This is a genomic window from Methanomassiliicoccales archaeon (assembly GCA_013415865.1).
GTDB lineage: Archaea > Thermoplasmatota > Thermoplasmata > Methanomassiliicoccales > UBA472 > MVRC01.
Window position 1 is genome coordinate 1,218,423 of the sequence record CP058896.1, and the last position, 12,619, is coordinate 1,231,041.

The following is a 12,619-nucleotide window of genomic DNA, read 5'->3' on the forward strand; positions in this document are numbered from 1 at the left end:
ACAATTATGAGCATCAGGCAGCCGATAGTGAGCGTTCTGGGCCATGTCGACCACGGCAAGACCAGTCTACTTGACTACATCCGTGGCACGACCGTCTCCTCGAGGGAGGCCGGCTTCATCACGCAGCACATCGGCGCGACCGAGGTGCCATTGGAGCACATAAACAAGGTCTGCGCACAGCTCATGGGGTCCAAGAGGTTCACCGTGCCCGGACTTCTTTTCATCGACACTCCTGGCCACCAGTCCTTTGTTTCTTTGAGGGCCAGGGGAGGTTCCCTCGCTGACATAGCCGTCCTGGTCATCGATGTGAACGAAGGTCTGAAACCTCAGACGATAGAATCTATCAGCATCCTTCGCCGCTTCAAGACCCCGTTCGTCATAGCGATGAACAAGATAGACCTCGTTGATGGATGGATATCGAACCCTAAGATGCCCTTCATATTGTCCGAGAGGAAGCAGCCTGAGGAGGTCAAGGACCGCCTGAACAACAGGATGTACGAGATCATCGGGAGGCTGAGCATGGAAGGGCTCTCCTCTGACCGTTATGATAGGATCGAGGATTTTACAAGGAACATCGCGCTCATCCCTGTATCTGCAAAGACGGGGGAAGGGATACCTGACCTCCTTCTGGTGCTCATCGGTCTGGCCCAAAAGTTCCTCGAGGGGGAGCTGAGGACAGAGGAAGGGCCCGCAAAAGGGACGATCCTTGAGGTCAAGGAAGAGAAAGGACTAGGCCAGACGCTTGACGTAATAATCTATAGCGGCACGCTCAGGAGAGGGGACACCGTGGCATTGGGGACCAAGAGCGGAAGACCCCTGGTGACCAAGGTGAAGGCCGTGCTAAAACCGAAACCTCTTGATGAGATAAGGGACCCGAGGGACAGGTTCGATTCCGTCAGGGAGATATCAGCGGCCGCCGGGGTCAAGGTCAGTTGCCAGACGCTTGAAGGGGTCGTTGCCGGAGCCCCTCTGAGGGTCATAACCGGCACCAACCAGAGAGAGGTGATGGACGAGATCGCCCAAGAGGCCAAGGTCACCATCAAGACCCAGGAGGCAGGCGTCATGATAAAGGCCGATGCGATAGGGTCGTTGGAGGCGCTTGCCTTTGAGGCCGAGAAGGCATCCATACCCATCCGTAAGTATGAGGTCGGTGACATCTCGCGCAGGGACATCATAGAGGTGTCGGCGTACACGGAGCCTTTGCACAAGGTCATCCTAGCGTTCAACGTCTCTCTCCTTCCTGACGCGAAGGACGCCCTGCCCAATTATGATACGAAGGTCTTCATCAACAACGTGGTATATGGCCTGATCGAAGATTATCAGAAATATGTCATCGAGGAACAGCGCAGGGCCGAGGAGGCGAAAAGGGCCCTAACATCCTTCCCTGGTAAGTTCAAGATCCTTCCCAACTGTGTCTTCAGGGTCAGCAAACCGGCCATCGTCGGCGTCAGGGTCCTTGCTGGCCGTATACGTAATGGTCAGAACGTCATCGACAAGGATGGAAAGGAGATCGGTAAGATCAGGTCGATAAGGTCCGGGGAGGAAACGCTGAAAGAGGCGATCGCAGGTCAGGAGGTCGCTGTAGCGATCGAAGGACCGACCGTCGGACGTCAGATCATGGTCGAGGACATACTTTACATCGACATCTATGAATCAGACTTCAAGAACCTCTGGGATTATAATCTCAACTCGGACGAGAAGATGGTCCTGGAGGAGGTCGGTCAGATCAAGCGCAGGCAGGAGCCCTTCTGGGGGATGTGACCGCACTCCTCACATAAGCTAGACGACAATCAATAATATCACCTCTACCAATCGGAACATCATGTGGGGAAGAACAATCTGTCCCCGTTGCAGGAGATATGTATCGAAGGAGCAGCTCTATTGTCCCCATTGTGGCACCAATCTTCACTCGGCCTATAGGCCCACGCTGCAGACGGTGACAGATAAGAGGATGGGGCAGAGCTATGAGGCCAAGGTCTCCCACATCGGCGGGAGCATCGAGGTGCTCGTCAAGTTCATTTTGGCCCTGACGGTGGTCTTCGGCCTGCTCTTCCTGCTTTTCTTCGCTTACCTTTTATACAGCACATCCCCCTGACCCGACAAGCTCATCATCGAACGTCATGACGCTCAACTTGTGCTTCCGCTCAACCTGGAACGATAAATAGAGAGCTCTTACTCACAAAACGAGGTCCAGCAAAACCAAGGTTCATATATCGAGACCCTCTTGTCCAGTCCAACCCCCTAATGAAAAATTATTTAAGGGGAACTACATTAGGGCGGATACTCTTAGGTGATTATATGGTCGAATTCAGAGCTGTCATCAATGATGGGAAATCTGGTAGGTCATACCAGGTCAACGTCACAGGCCACCACGCCAACTCCCTGATCGGAAAGAAGATCGGGGATGTGGTGGATGGCATATTCGTGGGCCTTCCTGGCTACAAGCTACAGGTCACCGGCGGGAGCGACAAGGATGGTTTCCCGATGCGCAAGGACCTCCCAGGCCCCCGAAGGAAGAAGCTGCTCGTGGCCGCAGGCCATGGCTTCAACACGTCCGAGGAAGGCCTCAGGAAGAAGAAGTCCTTCCGTGGCAACACCATCGCGCCCGACACTGTACAGTTGAACATGAAGATCACGGCGGTCGGCGCAAAGCCCATCGAGGACCTCATCAAGAAGGAAGAGGCCCCGAAGCAGTGAGGCAAAAGTGATGAGAACAGTCCGCCAGCCCGAAGTGAATATTGGTATGATCGGTCATGTCGACCATGGAAAGACCACGCTGACCAAGGCGCTCAGCGGCGTCTGGACAGACCGGCACTCAGAGGAGGTCAAGAGAGGGATCTCCATCAGGCTCGGCTATGCGGACGTGACATTCTACAAATGTCCTGACTGCGGTTCCTATACCTCAAAGTCCACCTGCCTGTGCGGTGGGAAGGCAGAGGTGCTCCGCTCCGTGTCATTCGTGGACGCGCCAGGACATGAGACGTTGATGGCAACGATGTTATCTGGAGCAGCGATGATGAACGGCGCGCTGCTGCTTGTCGCGGCCAACGAGAAATGCCCTCAACCTCAGACCAAAGAGCACCTGATGGCGCTCAGCATCATCGGGGTAGAGAAGATAATCATCGTTCAGAACAAGATCGACATAGTCACCAAGGAAGAGGCCCTTGAGAATTACAACCAGATAAAGGCATTTGTCAAGGGGACCATCGCGGAGAACGCCCCTATCATACCGGTCTCCGCCCATCATGATGTTAACATCGACAAGCTCATAGAGGCTATCGAGAAATATATCCCTACCCCGAAACACGATGAGAAGAAGCCAGCAAGGATGTATGTGGCGAGGAGCTTCGACATCAACACGCCAGGCACCGAGCCTAAGGACCTGAAGGGAGGCGTCCTCGGCGGATCCATCACCCAAGGAAGGCTCGAGGTGGGGGATGAGATAGAGGTACAGCCGGGCCGGAAGGTCGATCTGCCTGGGGGCAAGACCTCCTGGGAGAAGATAACCACCAAGATCGTCTCATTGCACGTGGGCGCGACCGAGATACAAAAGGCCAAGCCTGGCGGGCTTATCGCGATCGGCACCCAATTGGACCCTTCATTGACCAAGTCGGACGGCCTCACCGGCCGTGTCGTCGGTAAGCCTGGAACTCTCCCGCCGGTGGTCCAAAGATTGACAATGACCACAAAGCTTTTGGAACGTGTGGTTGGGACCGCAGAGGACCTCGTCGTCGAGAACATCAAGACCAACGAACCGCTGATGCTGAGCGTTGGGACCGCGACAACCGTCGGCGTTGTGACGAGCGCAAGGTCCGAGAGCATCGATGTGCAGCTCAAGCTGCCGGTATGTGCGGAAAAGTCACAGCGCGTTGCGATATCAAGGAAGATATCGAACAAGTGGCGTCTGATCGGATATGGGATCATACAGTGAGGTCGCATGCACCGTGTTGTGCTCGACACCAACGCCCTCCTCATGCCTTTCGAGTTCAACTTCAACTTGGATCTGGGGCTTAGGGAACTGCTGGGAGAATGCGAGGTCTATGTCCCTGGTCCGGTGTTAGGGGAGCTTAAAAGGTCCAAGAACAAGCATGCGAAGGCAGCACTGTCCTTGGCAAGCAAATACAAGGTCTACGAGATGGGGACGCAAGGGGATGCCGGTGTGCTCCAGGCGGCCAAAGAGCTCGGGGCCTATGTGCTGACGAACGATTTCCCTTTGCAGAAAAAACTTAGGAAGGAGGGGATCAAGGTCATCTATCTCCGCTCGAAGAACCATCTTACCATTGATGAAATCTAGACGCATGGCCTCGGCGGGTCCTCTGGACCTTCGACCGGCTGAGCTTTGATCTGTTCCAGCCTCGCCCTCACCAGTTCCTTTCCGATGTCTGTGACAGCATACACAGGGACCTTGTTCCCGACCTTTATCACGTCGTGACGGGCTGCCTCCTCCCTTACCGCCCTGGATGCGCAAGCAGTGACCACGTCACAATGTTCGAAGAGGGACCTGGCATCCTCTCCGGACATCGACGTCGTGTGGACCGCGAAAATGACGGCACTTGGGCCAAGCTCATTTCGTATCCTCTCTGCGTCGAGGGCCGAGGCGACGGTCACCCCTATCCTACGATAGCCCATCGCCTGGGCCTTGAGGGCGCCCAAGAACATGTCGATCTTTCCATTGAGGGGGTCCAAGACCCTTTCCGCCCCGACAGCATTGACGATCTCGGGGATGATGGACGTCTCAACGATCCCCGATATCCTGCCCCCTATCCCCTGGATCATCTCAGGGTCATCAATGATCACAGTCCCTGCTCCATCGCAGGCTATGACCGCGCAGTCCAACATCCCTTGCGATACGGCCATCCCGAGGAGCTCGGAGACCCCGAACGAGAGAAAGTCCCTCATCCTCATCTTGCGATGGGGGGCGCACATCCCAAAGTCCCTGATCCTGAACTCGATGTTGCTGCGCACGACCTCTGGTGTGATCTCCTTGATGCCCCTATGTTTATGGAAGAGCGGGCAATACTTGATCAAAGGCTCCCCGACCTCTACGACCTTCCCGTCGACGATGACGACCCTTGTCTTGCCCATGGCCTCTATCACGTGCCTTCCCATGATATCAGGCTTTTTAAACGCTCAGGAGATAGATAAACATTGTAACCAGCCCATCAACCTGAATGAAGCGGATAAACAATGACGTTCAACGAGAGGTCCAGGCTGTTTGCGGTATTGAACGGCCACGAGGTCGACAGGCCACCATGTGCATCCCCCCTACAGACGGGCACGGTCGAACTGATGCGGTCGGCAGATGCCTATTGGCCGAGGGCGCACAACGACCCCAAGGCCATGGCCAGACTGTCAAAGGCAGCCCATGGATGCGCAGGCATCGAGAGCGTCAGGGTACCTTTTGACGTGACGGTGGACGCATCTGCGTTCGGGGCCGAGATAGGCATGGCGACCGTGGACCGCCAGCCAGCGGTCCTAAATGCTAGATTTCCCATCTTGGAAGGGCTCCTGACCGTTGAGATCCCGTCCCCTAGAGCTTCAGGCAGAGCCCCTGTAATGGCCCGCTCGGTCAGGATATTGGCCTCAGACCGCTCCCTCAAGGACGTCCCTCGGATATGCGGGGTCACCGGTCCTTTCATGTTGGTGTGCCAGCTTCATGGCGTCGAGAAGACCATCATGGAGGTCTTGAAAGATCCAGACGGTCTCCGCAATGCCGTGATGAGGGTGACAGAGTGGACCGAGACGTTCATCGAGGAGCTCGTGTCGTCCGGCGCGGAGATCATCACGCTGATCGATGCTACCACCAGTGGCGACCTCCTATCTCCAGAGCAGTATCGCTCCATCGCAATGGAATGCCACAGGTCCATAGCTCAGAAGACCGGTTCATTGGGGGCATACCCCATCCTGCATGTATGCGGGGATATTTCTGCGAGCCTTGACCTCATGTCCTCATGCGGTTTCAATGGGATCAGCGTGGACCAGTGCATGAGCATATCTTCCGTCAAGAGAATTCTCAGGGGAAGAGCTGCATGTATAGGCAATATAGGGCCTGTATCGCCCCTCCTGATGAACGGGCCGCCCGAGGTCGCAGCAAGAACGATCGAAGCGATCGAGAATGGGACTGATGTGGTCGCACCAGGCTGCGGCTTTGCTCCAAGGACCCCCTTGTCTAACATGCTGGCCATGGTCCATGCCACGATCAGGTCAGCACATCCTTCCTCGCCAATGTGACCAATTAGGCCACCAGGGAAAGGTCAGCAAAGGATTAAATCAGGCCTTTTTTATAGGGCCACCGCTCACTAATAGGTGAGTAAATACCCAATGAGGCGTTACTCATGTCCGATGTCGCGCAGTCAGAGGGCGATGAGAAGTTCATCCTGGCCCTTAGGCGAATAGCGTTGATGGGAGGGATGCATGACTATGTCGTCATATCCTCGAGGGAACTCGGCGAGATGCTCAAGATGAGCCAACAGTCAGCGTCAAAGAGGATATTGGAGCTCCTCGACGCCGGCCTCATAAGCAGGGACCTGGGCGCAAGGCGTCAAAGGATAAAGCTCACCCAGAATGGAGTGGACCTACTGAGGAAGGAATACAGCGAATATCAGCGTATCTTCGAGATGAGGGACGAGATAGCGATAAAGGGGATCGTCATCACAGGCATGGGCGAGGGTCAGTACTATGTCACCCAGCCTGGTTATATCGAGCAGTTCACTGAGAAACTGGGCTTCACGCCCTATGAGGGGACTTTGAACGTCAAGGTCCCCGCCAGCGAACTTCATAAGGTCCAGACCGTGAAAAAGGCGAAGCCAATAATCGTAAAAGGGTTCGAGCGCAACGGCCGTACCTTCGGTGATGTCGAATGCCATAAGGCCACCATACAGAATGTCGAATGTGCGGTCGTCATGCCGTCAAGGTCGCACTACGATGACGTCCTGGAGATACTATGTAAATACCATCTCAGGAGGACGTTGGGCCTCAATGATGGAAGCGAGGTCGAGGTAAGGGTCAGCCTGGTATGATCAACCTCTCTTCTTTATGGCCTCGACCACCGACTCGAAGACCGCCCTGCCGTCACCAGCACCATTAGGGTTCTCTCCGGTCCTCATGAAATCGGGATGGGTGTATCTGAACATGACCCTCTCTGGGTGAGGCATCATGCCCATGACGTTCCCGATAGGGTTGCATATCCCTGCTATGTTCGACAGGGAACCGTTCGGGCACCAAGGATATCCAGCATATCGTCCTTCCTCGTCAACATATCGGAACACGACCTGATCGTTCTCCTCGAGCCTTTCAAGCGACCTCCGCTCTTTCTCTTTGGAGAACATGAGCTTGCCCTCGCCATGTGCGCAAGGGACCATCATAATCTTTCCTTTTCCAATACCGTGACTGAATATGCACTTCCCTCTGTTCTCATGCTTGAGCATGGTAGGCATGCATTCGAACCTTCCAGATGAGTTGGTGTAGAGCGCCGCCTCAGGTCGCTCAGACATCACCCCATCGAACGCCGGAAGGAGCCCCAGTTCGACCAATATCTGGAAGCCGTTGCATACACCTAGTACGGGCCTCTCTTTCTCCACGAACGTCCTGAGCTCATTTGCCAGCTCGCTCTTCATCCTCGCCGCGAAGATAGCCCCGGCACGGACGTAATCGCCAGCGGAGAAGCCGCCCGGAAGGGCCAGCAGATGGTAGTCCTCCAGAGTCCTCCCCATATTACGAGGGCACCTTCCGATGAGCTGTTTCAGGTGGACCTTCTCAGGCGAGGTGCCGAGCTCTTTGAACGCCTGGTACATCTCCTCTTCACAATTGGTCCCCTCGATCCTGAGCACACAGACCTTGATCTCCTCGTTCTTCATCCAGGCACCCCCTATCCTAGAAGCTCCCAGAGAGGGCTGTTCCATCTCTCCCTCAACACGTCGACCCCCTGCTCCAGCACCTCGACCTCGTTGAAGACCCTCAGGCTATTGCCCGATACATGCCCGATCTTCACTGCTGGGATCTTCATCTTGTCAATGAACTCGAGCTCCCGTCCCTTGTCCACCTCGACCACCCACCGGGAGTTAGATTCCGAGAACAGGGAGACGATGTTGGGCAGTTGCATGGCCGATAGGTCTATCTCGGCACCCAGGTCACCCCCGATGCACATCTCGGCCAATGTGACCGCCAGACCTCCATCTGAAACATCGTGACAGGCCCTGACAATCTCTGCGTCCATGGCGGACCTGAGGGATTCCAGCGACGCAGCAAGGACCTTCAGGTCCACGTCAGGCACCTCGCCTCCCTTTCCACCGAAGACACGGAAAAGGGCGGAGCCCCCGAACTGGGGCTTGGTGGTGCCGACCAGATAGAGAGGGTCCCCCTCCTTTTTCAGGTCGGTCGTGACGACCTTCCTGATATCCTCAACGATCCCGACGCCCATGACGGTGACCGTCGGAAGACATGATCCCGTCGATGCCTCGTTATAGAGCGACACATTCCCAGATGGCACGGCCAGGTTCAGCGCTCTGCACGCATCCCCCATCCCTGCGACCGCCTCTCTCAGTTCCCCCAGCCTCTCCGGTTTTTCGGGGTTACCGAAATTCAGACAATTGGTTATCGCATGTGGTCTTCCCCCGACGGCGGCTATGTTGCGGCAGGCCTCGTCGATGGAGGTGGCTCCGCCCCTGTAGGGGTCCAATGATGTGAACCAAGGGTTCACGCCGACCGCTACCGCCAGCCCACGGAACGAATTCGGCAAGGGCTTAAGGACGGTCGCGTCAGAGGGCCCCCTCAGGTTCATCCTTCCAGCCAGGGGCTTGACGATAGTGCTGCCGCGGACCTCGTGGTCGTACTGCCTCACGGCCCACTCCTTGGACGCGATGTTCGGGTCGGACAGCAACCTCAACAAGATATCATCGAACTCGCTTGGCAGTTTGGGGAAGACCTCGCTCCTCTTGGACCGAGGGGATACGACCTTCGACGGCCTGCAATACTCAGGCCCCTTCGTCAAGAATTCGAGGTCGAGATGGAAGACCCGCTCTCCCTTGAACCTGAGCTCGACATGCTTCCCAGGGACCACCCTACCGATAACAGAGGCGTTCACATCCCATAGGTCGAATACCTCGAGGATCCTTTTCACGTTCTCCTTTGGTGCCGCGATCATCATCCTTTCTTGCGACTCGGAAACCCAGATCTCCCATGGGGCTAGCCCCTCTTCCTTGAGCGGAACCTTGTCCAGGTCGACCTCCGCCCCGCATCCGCCCGATAATGCCATCTCACCTACGACGCAGGAAAGCCCTCCCCCGCCGAGGTCCTTCATACCATGTATCAGACCTAAGGAATTCACCTCAAGGCACGCATGTATCAGAGGCTCCTTCGTTATCGGGTCGCCGAGCTGAACCGCCCCGCGCGACTCCTCCTCTGAGCTTGCCTTGAGCTCGGCTGAAGCGAAGGTGACCCCATGGATGCCGTCCCTTCCTGTCCTACCTCCAACCAGGATAAGCACATCACCCGCGCCCTTGACGGCGTTCGTGACGAGCTCTTTCCTCTTGACGATGCCTAAACATCCTACGTTGACGAGGCAGTTGCCTACATAAGACTCGTCGAACCAGATCCCGCCCGCTATTGTCGGTATCCCGATCCTGTTGCCATAGTCCCTTATCCCTGCCACCACCCCTCCTACGAGGTATTTCGGGGACTTCATCCCGTTAGGGACCTTGACGTTCCTGTCGATCGGCCCGAAGAAGAGCGGGTCTACAAGACCTATGGGCTGCGCGCCCATGCAGAGCACGTCCCTGACTATGCCCCCTATCCCAGTCGCTGCACCACCATAGGGCTCAATGGCGGATGGATGGTTGTGCGATTCTATCCTTAAGGCATAGCCATGCTCATCATCGAACACCATGACACCGGCATCGCCCTTAGACAGCACATCATCGTTCGATATGTTGAAAACATGCTCCCTAAGGAAGACCTTCGAGCTCTTGTAACAACAGTGCTCGCTCCATGCCTGGGCGATCGATTGGACCTCGACATCGGTCGGAAGCCTCCCCATCCCGCGGAAGTGCTCCTGGACCCTTTTCATCTCCTCGATGCTCAGGTTGAGGCCCATGCTCATACTGAGCTCCTTGAGCTCATTGTCTGTCGCCGAGAAAAGGTCCACATCGTATAGCTCGAAGGGCACCTTTCTTTTTATGAGAAGATGGTCGATCGTCATGCCGATCACTTGATCTTGACCGAGTACTTCTGTATCACTGGGTTGGCCAGGAGCTTTCTGCACATATCCTCGCAGGCGGTCCTCGCCTCCGAGGCCTCCAGTTCAAGCTCGATCTCGAAGAGCTTGATGGACCTGACGTTCTTGATGCCCTTGAAGCCCAACATCTCAAGCGCCTTCCTTGTGTTCTGACCTTCAGGGTCAGCCACCCCCTGCTTGAGCTCGATCCTGATCTCGGCGATGACCATTTCCAATGCACCGCTTCGAGAATCATCGGCCCACTAAATAACTTGTCGTTCCTACAGGGCCAAAGGCGATACATGCCAGAACTCTTCCACCGCCTGGAAGGACCCTGAGAGGACGAACTCTATGGCGATGGCAGCGAGAAGAAGGCCCATGATCCTCGAAAAAGCGGCTGCACCGCTCTTGCCCATCCTTGCAAAGATCGCGTCCGAGTACTTCAGGAGGAAGTAGCTGATCACCACTGTCAGGAATATCCCTAGGAAGACGGCAAAAATATCGAAGGCGGCGTCAGAGCTGTCCAGCGCATAAGAGATATAGATCATGACCGTCGTGATCGCCCCTGGTCCTGCAAAAAGGGGGATTCCGAGCGGTACTACCCCGACCTCTTCCTTGGAGGCGGCCTCGTCATGCTCTGCAGGTGTGATCTTCGTATTTGACAATTGACCTCTGACCATCGAGTATGATATCGAAAAAAGCAACAGACCCCCTGCTATCTTGAAGGCCGGGATGGTGATGCCATATATGTCGAAGATGTAATTGCCAAGGATGGCGAACACGAAAAGAACACCACCTGAGACGATGCAGACCTTGTTACGCACCCTCCTCTTCTGCTCAGGGGTATAACCTTCAGTGATGGCCACATACACGGGGATGTTCCCGATGGGGTTGAGGATGGCGAATATCGATGCAAAAGCCGTCAATGCGAACTCGAGGCCCATCAGGACGGTTACCGTCAGGGTAGATATTATTCTTTGCCCGAGGCACCCCTACAGGCAAGCCTTCCGAAAGCTAGATAACCTGTATGGCCAAGCATCTCGTAGGAGGGACGCACGCCCATATCATGCACTTCCATCATGCGCTGTATGTTCTCCAATGCCCTAACCTCTACAAAGCCTGAAGACCTCATCTTCTTGACCACGAGCTCCAGTTGGTTCGTGTTCGGTACATATGCGCAGATCCTCCCTCCGCATCTCAGGTAGCGTTTGACATTATCGACGGCCTCCCACGGGTCTGGCATGTCCAGCACGACAGCGTCCGCCTTGATGCCGACATCTATGGTCCTGATGTCGCCGATGACCAGCTCCCAAAGGTCCTTGGCCCCGCTCCTTGTGACATTCTTCCTTCCTTTTTCGCCAAAATCATCTCTTATCTCGACCGACACGACCTTCCCAGAAGGGCTGACAGCGTTCAGGAGCGCCGTGGTCAGGGAACCCGACCCAAGGCCTGCCTCCATCACCACATCCCCGTCCTTGAGGTCAAGTTCGAAAACTATCGTGGCGGCGTCCTTTGGTCCTATGACCTGTGCCCCCCTCTCCACCGAAGCCATCAGATCTGACACGCCTGGTGACAAAAGGATGAACTTCCTTCCAGCAAGGACGACCTCGCCACCGTCCCCCGCATCCAATAGCCTTGCCCCATCTACCACTCCAAGGGACTGCACCTTGATCATACCTCTTTCCAGTCTGACCCAATGCTTTTTCCCCTTATCATCTAGCAGGAATGCGAGGCGACCTTCCTTGATACCATTCATAGGAAGCTCATCTCCAAAGGCTCACTTCAACTTGGCGCCACAGTCACTGCAGACAGCATCAAATGAGGAAACCGCGGCATTGCACCTTGGGCATCTTGGTATCCCCTCGATCCTTTCCCTCTTTACTGGTGCATCCTCTTTCCATTCTGCCCTTGCTTGTACCGGCGGGGGCTCGGGAAGGACCACTTCCTCGTCCTTCTTGTCCTCATCCTTTATAGGCCCAGGTTGTGATGAAGGTGCGTCCAACCTCTTTTCCTCTACAGTATCTGGAACCTTCTCGACCTTCGGTTCTTCCTTGAAAACATATTCAGGTTTACCGTAATCTGGCTTTGGTGGGAGCTCCCTCCCAGTGCTCTGGATCTTGTTCCTGAATACAAGATACAATCCGAGCCCCAGGACGCTCAGGGGTATGCAGAGAAGGGCCCAGGTCCCTTGTACCTTTTTTCGCCGGTCCATGTCCCAGTAGACAAGCATCGATGATGCGATCCCAAGGATCAACCAGACGATCAACATAATTTTCCAATCAAAGCTCATCCCTATCCCAAATACCAGAACGCGGTATGGATATTTAATTTTTTTATTTAATATTCAATATATATTACAACCTTTCAAAATACCAGCGCTTTTATTGCACTCGAATTAGAGCTGTACGG

At 55.2% G+C, this 12,619-nt stretch carries 14 protein-coding genes; 7 read left to right on the forward strand and 7 right to left on the reverse strand.

From position 1 onward, the window contains the following. The first annotated feature begins 6 nt into the window (after positions 1-6). From infB to HPY73_06120, 5 genes are all read left to right on the forward strand, one after another. A complete protein-coding gene (infB, locus tag HPY73_06100) occupies positions 7-1,761 on the forward strand; it encodes a translation initiation factor IF-2 (GenBank protein QLH75051.1) in 1,755 nt (584 codons plus the stop codon). Between the two features lie 61 nt (positions 1,762-1,822). Next, positions 1,823-2,095: a hypothetical protein gene (locus HPY73_06105; protein QLH75052.1), complete on the forward strand. Its 273-nt coding sequence runs from the start codon at positions 1,823-1,825 to the stop codon at positions 2,093-2,095. 203 nt (positions 2,096-2,298) lie between these two features. Next, entirely contained in the window at positions 2,299-2,697 is a 399-nt protein-coding gene (locus HPY73_06110; protein QLH75053.1) for a 30S ribosomal protein S6e, read from the forward strand. Between the two features lie 10 nt (positions 2,698-2,707). Then, entirely contained in the window at positions 2,708-3,931 is a 1,224-nt protein-coding gene (locus HPY73_06115) for a translation initiation factor IF-2 subunit gamma (GenBank protein QLH75054.1), read from the forward strand. Between the two features lie 6 nt (positions 3,932-3,937). Then, a complete protein-coding gene (locus tag HPY73_06120; GenBank protein QLH75055.1) occupies positions 3,938-4,294 on the forward strand; it encodes a twitching motility protein PilT in 357 nt (118 codons plus the stop codon). On the opposite strand, the gene HPY73_06125 is transcribed toward HPY73_06120, so the two are convergent. Continuing rightward, positions 4,291-5,109: a DUF2099 family protein gene (locus HPY73_06125; GenBank protein ID QLH75056.1), complete on the reverse strand. Its 819-nt coding sequence runs from the start codon at positions 5,107-5,109 to the stop codon at positions 4,291-4,293. The two genes, HPY73_06120 and HPY73_06125, sit on opposite strands and share 4 nt — an antisense overlap. Positions 5,110-5,187: 78 nt before the next feature. Here HPY73_06125 and HPY73_06130 point away from each other — a divergent pair, with 78 nt between their 5' ends. Further along, complete coding sequence (locus HPY73_06130) at positions 5,188-6,231, forward strand: MtaA/CmuA family methyltransferase (protein QLH75057.1); 1,044 nt, start codon at positions 5,188-5,190, stop codon at positions 6,229-6,231. A gap of 104 nt (positions 6,232-6,335) precedes the next feature. Beyond that, positions 6,336-7,019 (forward strand): DUF120 domain-containing protein, encoded by a 684-nt coding sequence (locus HPY73_06135; GenBank protein QLH75058.1) that lies wholly within the window; start codon positions 6,336-6,338, stop codon positions 7,017-7,019. On the opposite strand, the gene purQ is transcribed toward HPY73_06135, so the two are convergent. Genes purQ through HPY73_06165 form a run of 6 tightly spaced genes read right to left on the reverse strand, consistent with a single transcriptional unit; the run spans position 7,020 to position 12,500 of the window. Further along, positions 7,020-7,856 (reverse strand): phosphoribosylformylglycinamidine synthase subunit PurQ, encoded by an 837-nt coding sequence (gene purQ, locus HPY73_06140; protein ID QLH75059.1) that lies wholly within the window; start codon positions 7,854-7,856, stop codon positions 7,020-7,022. Between the two features lie 11 nt (positions 7,857-7,867). Beyond that, positions 7,868-10,195 (reverse strand): phosphoribosylformylglycinamidine synthase subunit PurL, encoded by a 2,328-nt coding sequence (purL, locus tag HPY73_06145; GenBank protein ID QLH75060.1) that lies wholly within the window; start codon positions 10,193-10,195, stop codon positions 7,868-7,870. 5 nt (positions 10,196-10,200) lie between these two features. After that, complete coding sequence (purS, locus tag HPY73_06150) at positions 10,201-10,440, reverse strand: phosphoribosylformylglycinamidine synthase subunit PurS (GenBank protein QLH75061.1); 240 nt, start codon at positions 10,438-10,440, stop codon at positions 10,201-10,203. Between the two features lie 51 nt (positions 10,441-10,491). Further along, positions 10,492-11,154 carry an NAAT family transporter gene (locus tag HPY73_06155; GenBank protein QLH75062.1) on the reverse strand — a complete coding sequence of 221 codons (663 nt, stop codon included), beginning with the start codon at positions 11,152-11,154 and terminating at the stop codon, positions 10,492-10,494. Positions 11,155-11,180: 26 nt separating this feature from the next. Next, a complete protein-coding gene (locus tag HPY73_06160) occupies positions 11,181-11,966 on the reverse strand; it encodes a tRNA (adenine-N1)-methyltransferase (GenBank protein ID QLH75063.1) in 786 nt (261 codons plus the stop codon). Positions 11,967-11,987: 21 nt separating this feature from the next. Further along, complete coding sequence (locus tag HPY73_06165) at positions 11,988-12,500, reverse strand: hypothetical protein (GenBank protein ID QLH75064.1); 513 nt, start codon at positions 12,498-12,500, stop codon at positions 11,988-11,990. Between the last annotated feature and the right edge of the window lie 119 nt (positions 12,501-12,619).